The sequence below is a fragment of the Streptomyces sp. NPDC087428 genome (assembly GCF_044744085.1).
Taxonomy (GTDB): domain Bacteria; phylum Actinomycetota; class Actinomycetes; order Streptomycetales; family Streptomycetaceae; genus Streptomyces.
Genome location: NZ_JBIUXR010000001.1, coordinates 613,309 through 629,772, shown reverse-complemented (window position 1 = coordinate 629,772; position 16,464 = coordinate 613,309). Strand labels below are relative to the sequence as shown.

At 71.8% G+C, this 16,464-nt stretch carries 17 protein-coding genes and 1 riboswitch; of the genes, 12 read left to right on the top strand and 5 right to left on the bottom strand.

Translation table 11 applies throughout. The features are described from left to right. Positions 1–29 precede the first annotated feature (29 nt). The 3 genes from ACIO3R_RS02850 (at position 30) to ACIO3R_RS02840 (ending at position 1,286) form a co-directional block, all read left to right on the top strand. Positions 30–350 (top strand): DUF3618 domain-containing protein, encoded by a 321-nt coding sequence (locus ACIO3R_RS02850; protein WP_385036270.1) that lies wholly within the window; start codon positions 30–32, stop codon positions 348–350. A 66-nt stretch (positions 351–416) separates the two neighbouring features. Then, positions 417–755: a co-chaperone GroES gene (locus ACIO3R_RS02845; RefSeq protein ID WP_024491022.1), complete on the top strand. Its 339-nt coding sequence runs from the start codon at positions 417–419 to the stop codon at positions 753–755. Positions 756–860: 105 nt separating this feature from the next. Continuing rightward, positions 861–925, top strand: a riboswitch (guanidine-III (ykkC-III) riboswitch). A 40-nt stretch (positions 926–965) separates the two neighbouring features. Then, complete coding sequence (locus ACIO3R_RS02840; RefSeq protein ID WP_362965010.1) at positions 966–1,286, top strand: multidrug efflux SMR transporter; 321 nt, start codon at positions 966–968, stop codon at positions 1,284–1,286. A gap of 49 nt (positions 1,287–1,335) precedes the next feature. On the opposite strand, the gene ACIO3R_RS02835 is transcribed toward ACIO3R_RS02840, so the two are convergent. Then, a complete protein-coding gene (locus ACIO3R_RS02835; protein ID WP_402102641.1) occupies positions 1,336–3,750 on the bottom strand; it encodes a transglycosylase domain-containing protein in 2,415 nt (804 codons plus the stop codon). A 172-nt stretch (positions 3,751–3,922) separates the two neighbouring features. On the opposite strand from ACIO3R_RS02835, the gene ACIO3R_RS02830 reads away from it, so the two are divergent. Genes ACIO3R_RS02830 through ACIO3R_RS02815 form a run of 4 tightly spaced genes read left to right on the top strand, consistent with a single transcriptional unit; the run spans position 3,923 to position 7,400 of the window. Then, the gene (locus ACIO3R_RS02830) at positions 3,923–4,723 is read left to right on the top strand and encodes an ABC transporter permease (protein WP_402102639.1); all 801 of its coding nucleotides are present in this window, start codon (positions 3,923–3,925) and stop codon (positions 4,721–4,723) included. Next, positions 4,716–5,591 carry an ABC transporter permease gene (locus ACIO3R_RS02825; protein ID WP_385036267.1) on the top strand — a complete coding sequence of 292 codons (876 nt, stop codon included), beginning with the start codon at positions 4,716–4,718 and terminating at the stop codon, positions 5,589–5,591. The genes ACIO3R_RS02830 and ACIO3R_RS02825 overlap by 8 nt, the downstream gene beginning before the upstream one ends. Positions 5,592–5,620: 29 nt before the next feature. After that, positions 5,621–6,685, top strand: coding sequence for an ATP-binding cassette domain-containing protein (locus ACIO3R_RS02820; RefSeq protein WP_402102968.1), 1,065 nt, complete (start codon positions 5,621–5,623; stop codon positions 6,683–6,685). Between the two features lie 10 nt (positions 6,686–6,695). Beyond that, positions 6,696–7,400, top strand: coding sequence for a DUF1707 domain-containing protein (locus ACIO3R_RS02815; protein WP_402102636.1), 705 nt, complete (start codon positions 6,696–6,698; stop codon positions 7,398–7,400). 49 nt (positions 7,401–7,449) lie between these two features. Here the strand turns inward: ACIO3R_RS02815 and ACIO3R_RS02810 are convergent, their stop codons facing one another. Next, positions 7,450–8,697: an SGNH/GDSL hydrolase family protein gene (locus ACIO3R_RS02810; protein ID WP_385036265.1), complete on the bottom strand. Its 1,248-nt coding sequence runs from the start codon at positions 8,695–8,697 to the stop codon at positions 7,450–7,452. 144 nt (positions 8,698–8,841) lie between these two features. Here ACIO3R_RS02810 and ACIO3R_RS02805 point away from each other — a divergent pair, with 144 nt between their 5' ends. Beyond that, positions 8,842–10,224, top strand: a complete 1,383-nt coding sequence (locus ACIO3R_RS02805) for a DUF445 domain-containing protein (protein ID WP_402102633.1) — start codon at positions 8,842–8,844, stop codon at positions 10,222–10,224. Between the two features lie 1,335 nt (positions 10,225–11,559). On the opposite strand, the gene ACIO3R_RS02800 is transcribed toward ACIO3R_RS02805, so the two are convergent. Continuing rightward, the gene (locus ACIO3R_RS02800; protein WP_385036263.1) at positions 11,560–11,862 is read right to left on the bottom strand and encodes a hypothetical protein; all 303 of its coding nucleotides are present in this window, start codon (positions 11,860–11,862) and stop codon (positions 11,560–11,562) included. Positions 11,863–12,079: 217 nt separating this feature from the next. Here ACIO3R_RS02800 and ACIO3R_RS02795 point away from each other — a divergent pair, with 217 nt between their 5' ends. The 3 genes from ACIO3R_RS02795 to ACIO3R_RS02785 are packed head-to-tail and all read left to right on the top strand — an operon-like array spanning position 12,080 to position 14,758. Beyond that, positions 12,080–13,591 carry an MFS transporter gene (locus ACIO3R_RS02795; protein ID WP_402102629.1) on the top strand — a complete coding sequence of 504 codons (1,512 nt, stop codon included), beginning with the start codon at positions 12,080–12,082 and terminating at the stop codon, positions 13,589–13,591. After that, positions 13,588–14,172: a TetR family transcriptional regulator gene (locus ACIO3R_RS02790; RefSeq protein ID WP_402102625.1), complete on the top strand. Its 585-nt coding sequence runs from the start codon at positions 13,588–13,590 to the stop codon at positions 14,170–14,172. Before ACIO3R_RS02795 ends, ACIO3R_RS02790 begins: the two co-directional genes overlap by 4 nt. A gap of 43 nt (positions 14,173–14,215) precedes the next feature. Then, positions 14,216–14,758, top strand: coding sequence for a hypothetical protein (locus tag ACIO3R_RS02785; RefSeq protein WP_402102622.1), 543 nt, complete (start codon positions 14,216–14,218; stop codon positions 14,756–14,758). Between the two features lie 22 nt (positions 14,759–14,780). Here ACIO3R_RS02785 and def read toward each other — a convergent pair whose 3' ends face one another. Further along, entirely contained in the window at positions 14,781–15,440 is a 660-nt protein-coding gene (gene def / locus ACIO3R_RS02780) for a peptide deformylase (protein WP_385036259.1), read from the bottom strand. Between the two features lie 97 nt (positions 15,441–15,537). On the opposite strand from def, the gene ACIO3R_RS02775 reads away from it, so the two are divergent. Then, positions 15,538–16,131 carry a winged helix-turn-helix domain-containing protein gene (locus ACIO3R_RS02775; RefSeq protein ID WP_402102619.1) on the top strand — a complete coding sequence of 198 codons (594 nt, stop codon included), beginning with the start codon at positions 15,538–15,540 and terminating at the stop codon, positions 16,129–16,131. A 45-nt stretch (positions 16,132–16,176) separates the two neighbouring features. Here ACIO3R_RS02775 and ACIO3R_RS02770 read toward each other — a convergent pair whose 3' ends face one another. Then, complete coding sequence (locus tag ACIO3R_RS02770) at positions 16,177–16,356, bottom strand: hypothetical protein (protein WP_402102616.1); 180 nt, start codon at positions 16,354–16,356, stop codon at positions 16,177–16,179. Positions 16,357–16,464 lie beyond the last annotated feature (108 nt).

Sequence of the window (16,464 nt, the reverse complement as noted above, 5' to 3'; positions counted from 1 at the left end):
TACCGGACGAGGACCACGGAGGCGGCGCAGTGTCGGATGCCAGGAGCCCTGCGCAGATCGAGGCGGACATCATCACCAGGCGTGAGCAGCTCGCGGTGGTGCTCGATGAGATCGGGGTGCGGGTGCACCCGAAGACGATCATTGGTGATGCGAAGGCGAAGGCCGCGGAGGCCGTGGACCGGACGGCCGGGCGGGCGTTCGTCGCGGTGAACCGGACGGTGTCGGACGTGCGGGCCCAGTTCGTGACGGAGGACGGCGCGCCGCGGCTGGAGCGGGTGATCCCGGTGGCGCTGCTCGCGGTGGGCGTGGTGGGTCTGCTCACCGTGTCGGCGCGGCGGCGAAGGAAGTAGCCGTCGCGTGTCGCGGGGTGCCCCCTCGGGCGTGCGGTGGTGGGTCGGCCAGGTAGGTTGCGGGGCGTGAGCGAGAACGCGGACGACAAGCTGCCCATCCGGATGCTGCATGACCGTGTGCTGGTCCGGTCCGATTCGCCCGAGGGCGAGCGGCGTTCCGGCGGGGGCATTCTGATCCCGGCGACGGCTGCGGTCGGTCGCCGGCTGGCGTGGGCCGTGGTGGTCGCGGTGGGTCAGAACGTGCGGACGGTGGAGCCGGGGGACCGGGTGCTGTACGACCCGGAGGACCGTGCCGAGGTCGAGGTGCGGGGGGTGGCGTACGTGCTGATGCGGGAGCGGGATCTGCATGCGGTGGCCGCGGACCGGTTCGAGGGCTCGGTGGATTCGACGGGGCTGTACCTGTAGTCCGTCGGCTCCGGCGCCCTGTGGTCCGGCGGTGCCTCTCGTTCGTCGTTGCCGTGACCGTGGTGATCTGGCCTGGTGACCGTTGTCACCAGGCCTTTTGCATGTTCTTTGCTACGGTGGTGGGACCCCGACGAGACGCGCCGTACCGGGTTTCGCAAAGACGACGCACCCCGTTTTCTCACGTGTATCTGTGTCGTCGGAGGTGCTGTCATGGCGTGGGTTCTGTTGCTGGTCGCCGGTCTGCTGGAAGTGGCCTGGTCGATCGGGATGAAGTACACCGAGGGGTTCACCCGGTTGTGGCCGAGTGTGTTCACGGGGCTCGGGATCGTCGCGAGCATGGTGTTGCTGTCCCAGGCGGCGCGGACGCTGCCCATCGGTACGGCCTACGGGGTGTGGGTGGGCATCGGTGCGGCGGGTGCGGCGGTGCTGGGCATGGTGGTGCTGCATGAGCCGGTGACGGCGGCCCGGATCTTCTTCGTGTGTCTGCTGCTGGTGGCCGTCGTGGGTCTGAAGGCGACTTCGGGTCACTGACGGGCCGGGGCGGCCGTGCCCGCCCCGGGCCGCTTGTGGGGGTGCGCCTTTACGGGCGGCCCGGGGCGCGGGTGCCGCGGGCGCCTTCGAGGAGCCCGCCGTTGGTGCCGCCGTTGTCCCCTCCACCGCTGTCGCCGCCCCCGGTGTCGGTGCCGCCGTCGGTGCCGCCGTTCGTCTCCCCGCCCGTACTGCCGTCGGTGCCGCCCCCGGTGTCGGTGCCGCCGGTGGGGGTGCCGGTGGTGGCAGGTGGGCTGTCCGGGGCGGACGGGGTGGTGGGCGGGGTGGTGGAGGGGGTGCCGGGGGCGGTGCTGGAGGGTGACCGGGTCGGCTGCCCGGTGCTGTTGCCGGGTGCGGTGCTCTCCTCGCCGGGCAGTTCGGTGTCGTCGGTGCCGCTCTCCAGATCGAGGTCGAAGTTCTTGACGGGGGTGCCGCGCAGGGCGGCGCCGGTGTACTGGGCCCAGGTCTCCGCGGGGGCGCCGCCGCCGTTGATGCGGGGCAGTCCGAGGGTGTTGTAGAGCGGTTTCTGTACGCCGGTGGTGGGGTCCTGGCCCATGACGGCGATGACGGTGGCGAGGTTCGGGGTGTAGCCGGCGAACCAGGCGGCCTTGTCCTCCTCCGCGGTGCCGGTCTTGCCGGCGGCGGGGCGGCCGGAGGCCCGCGCGGCGGTTCCGGTGCCGCCGTCGACGACGCTCCGGAGGATCGACGTGGTGGTGTCGGCCGCCTGGCGGTCGACGGCCTGCTTGGTGCTGCGGCCGGGGAGCTTGACGGCCGTGCCGTCCTTGGTGACCTTGACGACGAGGGTGTGGGCGCCGTGCTTGCCGTGGGCGGCGAGGGTGGCGTAGGCGTCGGTCATGTCGAGGACGCTGGCGGTGGCGGGGCCGAGCGCGATCGAGGGGGATGCCGTGAGGTCGGGGGTGTCCTTGGGGATGCCGAGGTCCACGGCGGTCTGCCGGACCTTTCCGGGGCCGACGTCCTCGGCCATCTGGGCGTAGACGGCGTTGATGGACTTGTCGGTGGCGGTGCGGACGGTGACCGGCCCGTAGCTGACGTCGTCCTCGTTGGACGGGGCGTATCCGGTGGGGCCGTCGGGGCCCTGGACCATGCGTTTGTTGGTGCCGTCGTAGACGGTGTCGGGGGTGATGCGCCGGCCGTCCTGGGTGGTGGAGCGGTTGGCGACGGCCGAGGTGAAGACGAACGGTTTGAAGGTGGAGCCGACCTGGTAGTCGGTGCGGGTCGCGTTGTTCACGTACTGCTTGGTGTAGTCGATGCCGCCGTACATGGCGACGACGTGGCCGGTCGCGGGGTCGATGGAGGCGCCGCCGACGCGGACGTCGCGGTCGCCCGCGCGCTGCTCGCTCGTCTTGGACATGACGTTGTCGTCGACGGCTTCGACGAGGGCGTCCTGCTTCTTCCGCTGCAGTGTGGTGGTGATCCGGTAGCCGCGGGTGGCGAGGGTCTTCTCGTCGAGGATGTCGTTGCGGACGAGGTAGTCCTCGACGGCCTGGATGAGGTAGCCGCGTTGGCCGGAGAGGCTGTTGGCGGGCTTGACCCGGCCGGGGACGGGGAAGGTCATGGCGGCGCGTTGGCCGGCGCCGAGCCAGTCCTCCTTGACCATGCCGTCGAGTACGTAGTTCCAGCGGGCGACGGCCGCGGCCTTGTTCTCGGGGTGGGTGACGACGTCGTAGGCGCTGGGCGCGTTGAGCAGGGAGGCGAGGTAGGCGCCCTCGGCGGTGGTGACGGCGCCGACGTCCTTGCTGTAGTAGGCCTGGGCGGCGGCCTGGATGCCGTAGGCGTTGCGGCCGAAGTAGCTGGTGTTGAGGTAGCCCTCGAAGATCTGGTTCTTGGATTCCTCGCGGTTGAGCTTGATCGCGATGAAGAATTCCTTGATCTTGCGGCCGACGGTCTGTTCCTGGCCCAGGTAGTAGTTCTTGACGTACTGCTGGGTGATGGTCGAGCCGCCCTGTGTGCCCTTGCCGGTGAGGGTGTTCCAGCCGGCCCGGAACATCGCCTTGATGTCGACGGCGCGTTCGGAGTAGAAGTCGCGGTCCTCCGCGGCGAGGACCGCGTGCTGGACGGTGCGGGGGACCTGGGCGAGTCTGATGCTCTCCCGGTTGATCTCGCCGTCGCGGGCGAGGACGCTGCCGTCCTCGTAGAGGTAGACGTTGGACTGGGCGGTGGCGCTGGCGTTGGCGGAGGGGATGTCGACGAGCTGGTACCCGGCGATGAAGCCGCCGATCAGGACCAGGGCGAGGAGGAGGATGCCGCCGAGCACCATCCGCCAGGTGGGCAGGGCGCGGCGCCAGCCCTTGCGCTTGGGGCGTTTGGGCTTCTTCTGCTTCTTGCCGGTGGTGGTGTCCGTGGCCGGGGCGCGCTGCTCTGCGGCGGTGGCGTCGGCAGGCAGGTCTCTGGGGTTCCAGCCCCGGGGGTCGGGGTCCCCGCTCCGCTGCTGTGGCTCGTCGCTCATGTCGGTGCAGACTCCTCGGCCGAGGTCAGTTCCCCCATAGTGCACTTTTCTCCGTAATAAGCACCGGATCGACCCCCGAAAAGCGGTCGCGGCGGCCGCCCCGGCTGCACTAGGCTCGTGCGCTTTGGTGTCCACGGCCGATGTGGCGCCCGAGTGCCGGGGGTGGAATGCTGTGCGGCTCTATGCGGTGGTGGCGGCGGGCGGGTTCCGGCGCTATGCCACGTACCGGATCGCGACGGTTGCGGGGGTGTTCACCAACACCGTCTTCGGTTTCATCATGGCGTACACGTACACCGCGCTGTGGGACGAGCGTCCAGAGCTCGGTGGTTACGACATGTCGCAGGCGCTCACGTACGTGTGGCTGGGCCAGGCGCTGCTGATGACGTGTTCGATGATGGGCGGCGGTTTCGAGGACGAGCTGATCGAGCGGATCCGGACCGGGGACGTCGCGGTCGATCTCTACCGGCCGGTCGATCTCCAACTGTGGTGGATGGCGGGGGATCTGGGGCGCGCGGCGTTCCATCTGCTGGGGCGCGGCATCGTGCCGATGCTGCTGGGTTCGCTCGCCTTCGATCTGGCGCTGCCCACGTCGCCGGGGATCTGGCCGGCGTTCCTGGTCGCGGTGGCGCTGGGGGTCGTGGTGAGTTTCGCGATCCGCTATCTGGTCGCACTGTCCGCGTTCTGGCTGATGGACGGGGCGGGCGCGGCGCAGATCGCGTTCCTGGCGGGGATGTTCTTCTCGGGGCTGCTGCTGCCGCTGAACCTGTTCCCGGGGCTGCTGGGCGAGGTGGCGCAGGCGCTGCCGTGGTCGGCGCTGCTCCAGGTGCCGGCCGATGTGTTCCTGGGCAGGCACACGGGGTGGGGGCTGGTGCGGGCGTACGGCTTCCAGGCGGGCTGGGCGCTGGTGTTGCTGCTGGCGGGGCGGCTGTTGCAGTCGGCGGCGACGCGGAGGGTGGTGGTCCAGGGTGGCTGAGCCGGTGGCGGTGGCGGTGGATGCGGAGGGCGGGCCCGCGGTGGTGTTCGCGCCGCGCTCGCGGGTGGCCGAGGGGTTCCGGGCGTACGGGCTGATCGCGGCGATGTGGCTGCGCTCGACGATGGCGTACCGGGCGTCGTTCGTGATGACGGCGGTCGGTAATTTCGCGGCGACGGCGTTCGACTTCGTCGCGATCATGCTGATGTTCTCGCACGTGGACGTGCTGGGTGGTTACACGCTGCCGGAGATCGCCCTGTTGTACGGGGCCGCGGGGACGGCGTTCGGCCTGGCGGATCTGGCGATGGGGTCGATGGACCGGCTGGGCCGGCGGGTGCGGGACGGGACGCTGGACACGCTGCTGGTGCGGCCGGTTCCGGTGATCGCGCAGGTGGCGGCGGACCGGTTCGCGCTGCGCCGGCTCGGGCGGATCACGCAGGGGCTGCTGGTGCTCGGCTACGCGCTGGTGACCCTGGACATCGAGTGGACGGTTCTGAAGGTGGTGACGGTGCCGCTGATGCTGCTGAGCGGGGCGGCGATCTTCGGGGCGGTGTTCGTGGTCGGGGCGGCGTTCCAGTTCTTCGCGCAGGACGCCTCCGAGGTGCAGAACTCCTTCACGTACGGGGGCAACACGCTGCTCCAGTACCCGCCGACGGTCTTCGCGAAGGACCTGGTGCGCGGGGTGACGTTCGTCGTGCCGCTGGCGTTCGTGAACTGGCTGCCGGCGCTGTACGTGCTGGGCCGGGAGTATCCGCTGGGCCTGCCGCAGTGGGTGGCGTTCCTGCCGCCGGTGGTGGCGGCCGGGTGCTGGGCGGTCGCGGGCCTTGCGTGGCGCGCGGGTCTGCGGTCGTACCGGAGTACGGGAAGTTGACGGACAGCGAGCGGGACGGGGCAACGGGCATGGGCGCGGGCAACAGCAGCGGTAGTGGCATCGGGAGTGCCGCCGGCAGCAGCACCGGCACCGACAGCGGTTTCATCGAGCTGAACGGGCTGGAGAAGGTCTTCGAGGTCCGCCGCCGGACGGGTTTCCTGCGCGGCGAGCGCCGTGAGGTGCGGGCCGTCGACGGCATCAGCTTCCGGGTGGCGCGCGGTGAGATGGTCGGCTACATCGGCCCGAACGGGGCGGGGAAGTCGACGACGATCAAGATGCTGACGGGCATCCTCACCCCGAGCGGCGGTTCGCTGCGGGTGGCGGGCATCGATCCCTCCCGGGAGCGTACGAGGCTGGCGCACCGGATCGGTGTGGTCTTCGGGCAGCGCACCACGCTCTGGTGGGACCTGCCGCTGCGCGACTCGTACCGGCTGGTCCACCGGATGTACCGGGTCCCCGACGCCCGCTTCCGGGCCAACATGGACCGTTGTATCGAACTCCTCGATCTGAAGGACCTGTTGGACGTCCCGGTGCGGCAGCTCTCGCTGGGGCAGCGGATGCGCGGGGACATCGCGGCGGCGCTGCTGCACGATCCGGAGGTGCTGTACCTCGACGAGCCGACGATCGGCCTCGATGTGGTGTCGAAGGCCAAGGTGCGTGGATTCCTGCGGGACTTGAACGCGGAGCACGGTACGACGGTGCTGCTCACGACCCATGACCTGACGGACATCGAGCAGTTGTGCAAGCGGGTGATGGTGATCGACCACGGCCGTCTGATGTACGACGGGGCGCTGTCCGGTCTGCACGAGGTGGGGGAGAGCGAGCGGACGCTGATGGTCGACCTGGAGCGTGAACTCCCGCCGATCCGGCTGGAGTCGGAGCCCGGGGTGCGTACGGTGAAGGTGGAGGGGCCGCGGCAGTGGCTGGCGTTCCCGGCGTCCGCGTCGGCGGCGCCGCTGGTGGCGCGGATCGCCGCGGAGTACCCGATGGTGGATCTTTCGGTGCGGGAGCCGGACATCGAGGCCGTGATCGCGAAGATGTACGCGTCGGGCACGGGCCCATGGGTCGGTGACGGAGGCCCGCGCGTTCAATAGGCTGCGCGGTATGACTAGTGAACTTCCCGAAATGCGTGCCTCCGACGCCGAGCGTGAACGCATCGCCGAGATCCTGCGCGAGGCGGTGGCGGAGGGCCGGCTGGAGATGGAGGAGTTCGACCAGCGTCTCGACGCCACCTACAGGGCCCGCACGCACGGGGAGCTGGAACCGATCGTCCGCGACCTTCCGGCCGTCGGTGCCGCGGTGACGCCGGTGGCCGCGGGGCAGTCCAGGACCGGTTCGATGGCCCGCTGGTCGGAGCGGGTGGGCAAGCCCGCGACATCGGGCGGCGCCTTCGCGTTCTGGGGCGGGTTCCGCCGCCGGGGCAACTGGACGGTGGGCCGGAAGTTCACCGCGTTCGCGATGTGGGGCGGCGGTGAGATCGATCTGCGCGAGGCGAACTTCGAGGACCGCGAGGTGGTCATCCGCTGCTTCGCGGTCATGGGCGGTATGCAGGTGACGGTCCCGCCGGACCTGAACGTCGAGGTCCGGGGCGTCGGCATCATGGGCGGATTCGGGGAGAACGCGAAGGACGAGGGCATCCCGGCACCGGATTCCCCCCGGGTCCGGATCACCGGTTTCGCGCTGATGGGCGGCGTCGGTGTGGAGCGCAAGCGGAGCAAGGCGGAGAAGCAGCGGCTGCGGGAGGCGGAGCGCTCGCGGGGCCGGCTGGAGAAGGGCGACCGGCTGGACAAGGGCGACCGGGACAGGTGACACGGAGCCGTCCGCCCCTGACGAGGCGTCCGCCCCGCCCGGCAGTCCCTCAGAGCGCGTCCGACGACGGCCGGACGCGTACCAGGTCGGCCAGGTCCACCAGGGAGCCGAGGCGCTGGTAGCCCGCGTCGTTCAGGTGGAGGTGGTCACCGGAGTCGTAGGCGGGGTGCAGCCGGTCCGGGTGGGCCGGGTCGCGCATGTCGCGGTCGAAGTCGAGGACCCGGTCGAAGACCCCGCCGGCCCGGATCGTCTCGTTGACCCGGTCGCGCACGGCGTTCTGGGCGGGGGTCCAGCTGCGGTAGCCGTCGTACGGCATCAGGGTGGCGCCGATGACCCGCAGCCCGCGGGCGTGGGCCCGGTCCGTCAGGGTGCGCAGGGCGTCGGTGATCCGCTGCGGGTCCTTCTCCTGGGGGAAGCCCTGCACGTCGTTGATGCCGAGGGCGATGATGACGGTCTTCGCGCCGGTGACGCCGAGCACATCGCGTTCGAAGCGGTCGAGCGCGCGCGGCCCGATGCCGTGGCGCAGGATGCGGTTGCCGCCGATGCCCTGGTTCACCACCGCGTAGCGGCCGTTCAGCCGGTCGGAGAGGACGTCGGGCCAGCGGCTGTTCGCGTCGGTGGTGGAGCCGGTGCCGGCGGTCAGCGAGTCGCCGAGCGCGACGACGGTCCCGGTGGCGGTCGGGCTGTGCACGTCCACGCCGGTGAGGTAGCGCCAGGCGGTGCTGCGCCAGGTGCCGCGACCGGTCTCCACGTAGGAGCTCTGGTGGCTGTTGGGGTGCACGGTGACCGGGCCGCGGGCGGTGGGGGTGCGCAGGGTGACGACGAGGTCGGCGTCGGCGGCGACCGGGACGACGACGGGGTCGCTGACGATGCTCCGGCCCGCGCCGACGGTGGTGGCCGGGGCGCCGCGGAACGTCACCGGGCGGGTGTTCACGGTGACGTTGTCGATCAGCAGCGGCCGCGTACCGAAGAGGTTGGAGAGGGTGACGCGGGCCGCGTTGCCGCCGATGCTGGTGTGTACGACGTTGCGGATGGTGCGGTGGATCAGGTCCTCGCCGTGGTTCGGGTCGGCCGCTCCGAGGACGGGTGCGGCCGCCCAGGTGGCGAGCCAGAGCCCGGAGGAGTGGGCCGGTGCCGCGGGCGTCCTGGCCGTGCCCTGCGGTCCGGTGGCGGCGGCGGACGCCTTCGCCCGGGACCCGGAGAACAGCAGCGAGCCGGTGAACGCCACGACGGCGGCGAGCGCGGCGGTGCCGGCCACGAGAGCGATGAGCAGGGCGTACCCCTGGCGCCTGGGCATGGGCGGTGTGTCTCCTCTGTTCGTGGACCGGTTCCATGATGCGGCAGGGCGCGGGGAACTCAACGTGCGGCCCGGGAGTAGGTCAGGCAAGGACAATGCGTACGGGGCGTCGGGGGGCGATGCGTACGCGGACGGGTGGAGCGGATGGAACCGATCGAAGGCAGCGGACCCGGCGAGCGGGGTGCCGGTGCGCAGGCGCGCGAGGGCGCGGGCGAGGGTGCGGGGGGCAGTGGCGCGGGTACCCGCCGCTCCGCCTCCCTGGCCTCGTTCTCGTACACCGCCGCGGACGAGGAGAAGCGTCGCGGCGTACGGCGTATGAAGACCACGGCCACCGGCCTCCTTCTGCTGGTCGCGCTCGTGTACGTCCTCGCCACCTGGGCGAAGAACGAAGGGGTGGGCGGCTGGCCGGGCTTCGTCGCCGCGGCCGCCGAGGCGGGCATGGTGGGTGCGCTGGCCGACTGGTTCGCCGTCACGGCGCTCTTCAAGCGTCCGCTCGGTCTGCCGATTCCGCACACCGCCATCATCCCCACCAAGAAGGACCAGCTCGGAGCCTCACTCGGTTCCTTCGTCGGCGAGAACTTTCTGTCGGGCGGTGTCGTGAGGGACCGGATCCACTCCCTCGGCATCGGCGGCAGGCTCGGCGCGTGGCTCGCCGAACCGGAGCACGCGGACCGGGTCACCGCCGAGCTGTCGACCGCGCTGCGCGGTGCGCTGACGGTGCTGCGCGACTCGGACGTGCAGGCCGTGGTGGGTGAGGCGATCACCCGGCGGGCGAACGCGGCGGAGATCGGCCCGGGCCTCGGCAAGATGCTGGAGAAGGTCGTCGCCGACGGCGGCCACCGCAAGGTGGTGGACCTGGTCTGTGTCCGGGCTCACGACTGGCTGGTGCTGCACGGCGACTCGGTGATGGACGCGGTGCAGGGCGGAGCGCCGGGCTGGACCCCGCGGTTCGTCGACAAGCGGGTGGGAGAACGGGTCTACAAGGAACTGCTGCGCTTCATCACGGAGATGCGCGACATGCCGGAGCACCCGGCGCGCGGCTCGATCGACACGTTCCTGACCGACTTCGCGGCCGACCTCCAGACGGACTCGGAGACCCGGGCCCGGGTGGAACGGCTGAAGTCGGAGGTCCTGGGGCGCGGCGAGGTCCAGGACGTCATCGCGTCCGCCTGGTCCTCTGTCCGCACGATGGTCATCGCGGCGGCCGAGGACGAGCAGAGCGAACTGCGCCTGCGCGCCCGTGCCTCCCTGATGTCCCTGGGTGCCCGTCTGGCGACGGACGGCCGTCTCCAGGCGAAACTGGAGGGCTGGCTGGAGGACGCGGCGGTGTACGTCGTGACGACGTACCGGGCGGAGATCACCTCGCTGATCAGCGACACGGTGGCCGGCTGGGACGCGGACCAGACATCGAAGAAGATCGAGGCGCACATCGGCCGCGACCTGCAATTCATCCGCATCAACGGCACGGTGGTGGGCGCGCTGGCCGGGCTGGCGATCTACACGGTGTCCCGGGCGCTGGGCGGGTAACCGGCGCGTTCCCCCCGAGGAAGCGCCGATTACCGGAACGGCTCACCGGCGCATTCCCCCCGAGGGAGCGCCGGTTACCGGAACGGCTCATCGGCCGGACCGGTGAGCCGTCAAGAAGGATCACGGCCAATTCCGGTGAACCGCCCGCCCGAGGATCCGAATAATGTCGCCCATCGACGGGCAGGCGTTGTTGCGATCGTGTCAAACTGGGAATGCACAGGGGGGTCGCCGACGGCTCCGGCATTTCCCCGCGAACACGGCGTGCCGGTAACGGGTACGGGGGTACCGTCATTTTGTCATTGTTCTCGGAAGGGATCTTCACTCCGCACGCACTTCTCGACGAACGCGCTATCGATATTCTCTCGGCGGCGGCACAGCGCTGCGCGGGCATGGTCCGTCCGAGTGACATCCTCTACGCCGCGATCGACTCCGGCGACCAGGGCGTTCTGTCGGTCCTCGCGCTCACGCTCGACGAGGGCGCCCGGCCGCGCCATCTGCTGGAGACCATCGCGGTGTACAACCCGGGGAGCCGGGGCGGCGGAGACTTCGACTTCGACGGACGGCGTGAACGGTTCGCGGCGCAGACGCTGGCCGCTCTGGACGGCTTCGCCGCGGAGTTCGCGCAGGACGAGGACCGGCTGCGCCCGGTCTGCCGCATCTGCTCGACGCCCTGCTGGAGAACCCGCCGCCCAGGCTGGCGTCGGTGTTCGAGGCCGAACCGCTCCGGGTGGACCTCGCCCGGATGCGCGAGCTGCTCGCCCAGGCCGTCAGGGAGGCGCGCGCCACGGGCCCCCGCGAGGTGTCCTTCCGCCTCCCGCCGGAGTTACCGCCCGCCGAGGACCTCACCTGGCTGGCGCGGACCCGGGGGATCACCCCCGCCCGGCACCTGGACCGCTACTTCGACACGCTGGGCCGGGCCCTGCACCGTACGACCGGCAACCACGTGCTGATCACCGGGGCCACCGGCGTCGGCACCACCACCCTGGTGCGCGAACTGGCCAGGCGCGCGGCGGCGGGAGAGCTGTCCTTCCTGCGGCGCAAGCGCCTGCTGCACGTCGACTGCCGCGACGTGCCGGACACCGAGAGCGGCGCCGGACTCGCCCGGATCATCGCCCACGTGGCCGGGCGCACCGATCTCATCGTGTGCCTGGACGGACTCGGAGCCATGCTCCGCGGACCCGGCGGCACCGACCACGTACCCGCCCTGCGCAGCGCGCTGAAGGAGCGCCGGATCCACCTCGTCGGCGTGCTGTCCGGCCAGGAGTACGACGACCTGCTGGCCGCCGACCACGCCCTGCGTGAACTCACCACCCGGATCGACGTGACTCGGCCTTCTCAGGCCGCGCGGCGGGTGACCGCCCAGGACGCGGCGGCCACCGTGCCCGCCACGGTGAAGACCGCCGGCCAGGCGCCGATCCTCCTGGCGAGCGGGTGCGATCCCGCGAAGGCGGCGACGTAGGCGGTGGTCAGCCCGGCGGCGGCGCGCGGCCCGGCCTGCCGGTTCCACTCGTACGCCGCGGCGGTGCCCGCGGCCGCGAGGGCGACCCCGCCCAGCGGGCGCTTCCTGGTCCACCGCGCGACGGCGTAGCCGCCGACCAGTCCGCCCGCCGCCACCGCCGCTGCCGGAATCCTCGCCATCACAGCCACCTCCACCGTTCTCGTCCTCTCGTCCGGACCCGCTTCCCGGACCGGCTCCCCGGATCCGCGCTCCGGGCCCGCTGTCCCGGATCCGCTTCTCCGACCCGAGGCTAACGCGGCCTTCCCGCGACCCGTCGCCGAGGGGGTGTACGTGCGTTTACCCTAGGGGTGAACGCGCGTACACCCCGTCTTGACGCCGAGCACCGTACGGAGAAACATGCCCGCGGACATACCGGTCCCCGTCGATCCGCCGATCCCCGCCGTCCAGGCCCCGCACCCCCGCTTCGCCGTCGGCGTGCTGGCGTTCTGCGGTGTCGTGGTCGCGGTCATGCAGACGATCGTCGTCCCGCTGCTCCCGCACATCCCCGCGCTGACCGGCGCCACCCCCGCCGCCGCGAGCTGGCTGGTCACCGTGACTCTCCTCACCGGCGCCGTCTTCACCCCGGTCCTGGGCCGGGTCGGCGACATGTACGGCAAGCGGCGGGTGCTCGTCGCCTCCCTCGCGGTGCTGGTGGTGGGCTCGGTGCTCTGCGCGGTCAGTTCCCATATCGGGGTGCTGATCACCGGCCGCGCGCTCCAGGGCGCGGCGATCGCCGTCGTACCGCTCGGCATCAGCATCCTGCGCGACGAGCTCCCGCCGGAGCGCGTCCTGTCCGCCGTCGCGCTGATGAGTTCCACGCTCGGGATCGGCGCGGCCATCGGCCTGCCGGTCGCGGCCCTGGTCATCGAGAACTTCGACTGGCACACCATGTTCTGGGTCTCCGGCGTGATCGGACTCATCGACATCGCGCTGGTCCTGCGCTGTGTCCCGGAGTCCCCGCTGCGCAGCCGCGGCCGCTTCGACGCCGTCGGCGCGCTCGGCCTGTCCGTCGCGCTCGTCTGCCTGCTGCTCGCGGTCACCCAGGGCGCCGACTGGGGCTGGGGATCGGTCCGGACGGTCGGCCTGCTCGCGACGGCCGTCGTGGTGGCACTGCTCTGGGGCGCGTACGAGCTCCGCGTCGCGACGCCCATGGTCGACCTGCGGGTCTCGGCCCGCCCCGCCGTACTGCTCACCAACATCGCGGCCCTGCTGATCGGCTTCGCGTTCTACGCCAACTCGCTGGTCACCGCCCAGATGGTGCAGGAGCCGAAGGCCACGGGCTACGGGCTCGGCGTCTCGCTCGTCGTCAGCGGACTGTGCCTGCTGCCGGGCGGTGTGGCGATGGTGGCGCTCTCGCCCGTCTCTGCGCGGATATCGGCCAGGCGCGGCCCGAAGGTCAGCCTGGCGCTGGCCGCCGGGATCATCGCCGTCGGCTACGGGGTGCGCTACTTCACCAGCCACAGCCTGTGGCTGATCATCGCCGGCGCCACGGTCGTCGCCTCGGGCACCGCGATCGCCTACTCGGCCCTGCCCGCCCTGGTGATGCGCGGGGTCCCGGTCAGCGAGACCGGGGCCGCCAACGGTCTGAACACCCTCATGCGGTCGATCGGACAGGCCTTCTGCAGTGCGACGGTGGCCGCCGTGCTGGCCAACATCACCTTCCAGGCAGGGGGCCGGACGGCCCCGACCCTCCACGCGTACCAGCTGGTCTTCGTGATCGCGGCGGGAGCGGCGCTCGCGGCCCTGGCCGTCACGCTGTTCCTGCCGGGCGGGAGGCCGGCCGCGGCGGGTACGGTCGGGGAGAGCCGCAAGGCGCCGGGCATCCGCGAGGGCGGTGCACGGACAGCACCGATCCAGGAGGGCGCATGACCGGCGGCCAGGCCACCGCACCGGCCCCCGGGTCCGCGGACGCGGACGCGGGCACCGGCCGGGGCGCGATCCTGCGCGCGGCGCGCCGGGCGTTCACCCAGCGCCCGTACGCCGAGGTGACGATCCGGCAGATCGCCGCGGATGCCGGGGTCAGCCCGGCCCTCGTGGTCAAGCACTTCGGCCGCAAGGAAGAGCTGTTCAACACCGTGGCCGACTTCGGCCCGGCCGCCGCGGAACTGTTCGACGCCCCGCTCGCCCTGCTGGGCCGCCACATGGTCGTCACGCTGGTGACCCGCCGCCGCGCGCTCAAGTCCGATCCGCTCCTGCGCGTGGTGTTCTCCCTCGGCAACCAGGACGAACGCTCGCTCCTGCGCGACCGGTTCCACGAACAGGTCACCGACGCCCTGACCGCCCGCCTCTCCGGCCGGGACCGCGCACTGCGCGCCGAGCTCCTGGCCGGACACCTCCTCGGCCTCGGCGCGACCCTCAGCCTCCACCGCGAGGGAGCAGGCGCCCTGGCCACCCCGGAACGCATCGCCGACCTCTACGCGCCCGCCCTCCAGGAGCTGATCACCGGCTGAACGGCCGGGGTAGGGTCTGGGCCATCCGACGAGGGGGTCTCCTGTGACTGTCCGAATCCGCGCCCGCAGAAACGCCGCGGCGCTCGCCGCGGCGGCCGCTCTGATGACATCCCTGGCGGGCTGCTCGGAGGCGACCACGTCGCAGGGCCCCGGAAGCGATGTCCCGCAGGTGGCCACGTCGGTGGACGAGTCGGCCGACCGGGCGGGGACGGCGGAAGTCGCCGCGGAGACGGCGGGTGCGGGCGGGGACGCGCAGGAGACGCCGCCGCCCGGGGCCGAGAAGGTACGGGACGCCTTCGCCGGCCTCCAGGCCACCCTCGACGACACCTGCACCCCCGGCGCCGGGGACTGCGCCTACTTCCTGGGCCGGGTGAACGAGGAACTGGCCGGGCTGGACGCCTCGATGAAGGCCGACCAGCAGGGTCCGGGCCGATTCAAGGAGCCCCTGGCGTGGACGGCCGCGCTGCGCACCACGCTGGCCGGTGACACCTCCGCGGCCAACCTGGAGAAGCACTTCAAGGACCTGACCGGCACGCGCGACCGCGTCAACACCTGGATGCAGGGCCACCCGGAGGACTACCGCTGACCCCGGGGCCCCAGCCGTCGAGTCACTTGCCCAGCTTCGCCGCCAACGCGGCACGCCGGGCGAACATCTCCTCCTTGGACGTCTCCATCTCGCGCAGGGCCGTCTTCCGCTCCCGCTGTGCGAGCCGGTCCAGATAGAGGTGACCGCGCAGGTGGTCCGTCTCGTGCTGGAGGCAGCGGGCGAAGTAGCCGCGGCCCTCGATCACCAGCGGACCGCCGTCCCTGTCCCGGCCGCGCACGACCGCACGGTCCAGCCGCGGCACCATGCGGTAGGGGCCGGGGACGGACAGGCACCCCTCTGACTCCTCGACCAGCCGGCGCCGCTCGGGCGCCACCTCGTCCAGGACGGGATTGGCGATGTGCCCGACATGGCGCACCCCCCACTCGTCCGTGATGTCCCACACGAACAGCCGCAGGTCCACATCGACCTGGTTGGCGGCGAGTCCGGCGCCCTCCGCCACCTGGTTGGTGGCGAACATGTCGTCGACCAGCCGCGCGAGCTCCGGGGTGCCGAACTCGGTGACCTCCCGGCACGGCCGGCGCAGGATCTCCTCCCCGACGACGGTGATGCGGCGCACCGCACCCCGTTCCACCTCCGGCGCGAACCGGGGAAAGGAATCGACGGGTACGCCCTGCACGCGCACCCGTAGGTCCTGCGAGCTGTCGTCCAACCGAGCGGCCATGGAGCACCAACGCCTTCCGCGCACAAGGGAGTCGGCCGAGGGTTGCCGACGGCGGCCGGCTTGACCGAATGCTTTGCAAAGTAGCACTCTTTGCAAAATGAGCGATGAAAAGCGTCAAGCCGCATCCACGGGACCGCTGCCCCACCGCGCCCGCAAACCGCTCCCGGACCACCCCGTGCGCGTGGCCCTGCTGGATCTGCTCGCCGAGGCCGGCACGGTGACGTCCACCGAGGCCGCCGCCCGCCTCGGCCACAGCTCCGGCCTCTGCTCCTTCCACCTGCGCCAACTCGCCGCGCACGGCCTCATCGAGGAGGCGCCGCACAAGGGCGGCCGGGTGCGGCCGTGGCGGCTCCGCTGGGAGCCCTCCGGCGAGCCGGGCCGGGAGGAGGAGGTGCCGGAGGAGTTCGACGCGCTCGCACGCGGGCTGGAGGACGAGAGCTACCGGCACTGGCTGAGCCATCGTGACCGGGCGCCGGCCGAGTGGCGGCAGGACGAGTCCTTCAGCGCCGTGGTCCACCTCACCCCGGCGGAGGCGGCCGAACTCGCCGCCTCCGTACGCCGCTTGCTGGCCGGCTACCGCGACCGCGACCGGGACCCCTGGGCGCGCCCCGCGGACGCCGTGGCCGTGGCCGCGGTCACCCGGCTGTTCCCTCTGCTGCCCGACAACCCCGGTCAGTCATCGGGGTGTTGACGCGGTCGTCGGGCCTTCATGTCCGGCCCGTGGGGCCCGGCCCGCCTACGGGCGCGGGACCGGTCCCGGCTCCAGCTCGGCGACCACCTGGTCACCGCTCAGCTCGCCGGTCGCCCGGAAACCGAGCCTGCGGGAGCACTCCTCGGGGCCGTGCGCGCCGGGTACGTACGAGACGGTCGTGACCGGTACGAGGCGGAGGGGGGAAGACGCCCGTGCAACCTGCATTCCGGCCACGCACCGCGCCCGGCAATATCATCGGCCCCGCGCGTACCGCCACCCCGCACGCACCGCCGCCGCCCCGCGCGAAGGGTGCGCGGAGCGGCGGAAGGGGGA

Excerpts from the sequence above, each read along its gene's own strand:
- ACIO3R_RS02840 (WP_362965010.1), top strand. The coding sequence starts at position 966 with ATGGCGTGGGTTCTGTTGCTGGTCGCCGGTCTGCTGGAAGTGGCCTGG.
- ACIO3R_RS02835 (WP_402102641.1), bottom strand. The coding sequence starts at position 3,750 with ATGAGCGACGAGCCACAGCAGCGGAGCGGGGACCCCGACCCCCGGGGC.
- ACIO3R_RS02820 (WP_402102968.1), top strand. The coding sequence starts at position 5,621 with ATGGGCGCGGGCAACAGCAGCGGTAGTGGCATCGGGAGTGCCGCCGGC.
- ACIO3R_RS02815 (WP_402102636.1), top strand. The coding sequence starts at position 6,696 with ATGACTAGTGAACTTCCCGAAATGCGTGCCTCCGACGCCGAGCGTGAA.
- ACIO3R_RS02810 (WP_385036265.1), bottom strand. The coding sequence starts at position 8,697 with ATGCCCAGGCGCCAGGGGTACGCCCTGCTCATCGCTCTCGTGGCCGGC.
- ACIO3R_RS02805 (WP_402102633.1), top strand. The coding sequence starts at position 8,842 with ATGGAACCGATCGAAGGCAGCGGACCCGGCGAGCGGGGTGCCGGTGCG.
- ACIO3R_RS02800 (WP_385036263.1), bottom strand. The coding sequence starts at position 11,862 with ATGGCGAGGATTCCGGCAGCGGCGGTGGCGGCGGGCGGACTGGTCGGC.
- ACIO3R_RS02795 (WP_402102629.1), top strand. The coding sequence starts at position 12,080 with ATGCCCGCGGACATACCGGTCCCCGTCGATCCGCCGATCCCCGCCGTC.
- ACIO3R_RS02790 (WP_402102625.1), top strand. The coding sequence starts at position 13,588 with ATGACCGGCGGCCAGGCCACCGCACCGGCCCCCGGGTCCGCGGACGCG.
- def (WP_385036259.1), bottom strand. The coding sequence starts at position 15,440 with ATGGCCGCTCGGTTGGACGACAGCTCGCAGGACCTACGGGTGCGCGTG.
- ACIO3R_RS02775 (WP_402102619.1), top strand. The coding sequence starts at position 15,538 with ATGAGCGATGAAAAGCGTCAAGCCGCATCCACGGGACCGCTGCCCCAC.
- ACIO3R_RS02770 (WP_402102616.1), bottom strand. The coding sequence starts at position 16,356 with ATGCAGGTTGCACGGGCGTCTTCCCCCCTCCGCCTCGTACCGGTCACG.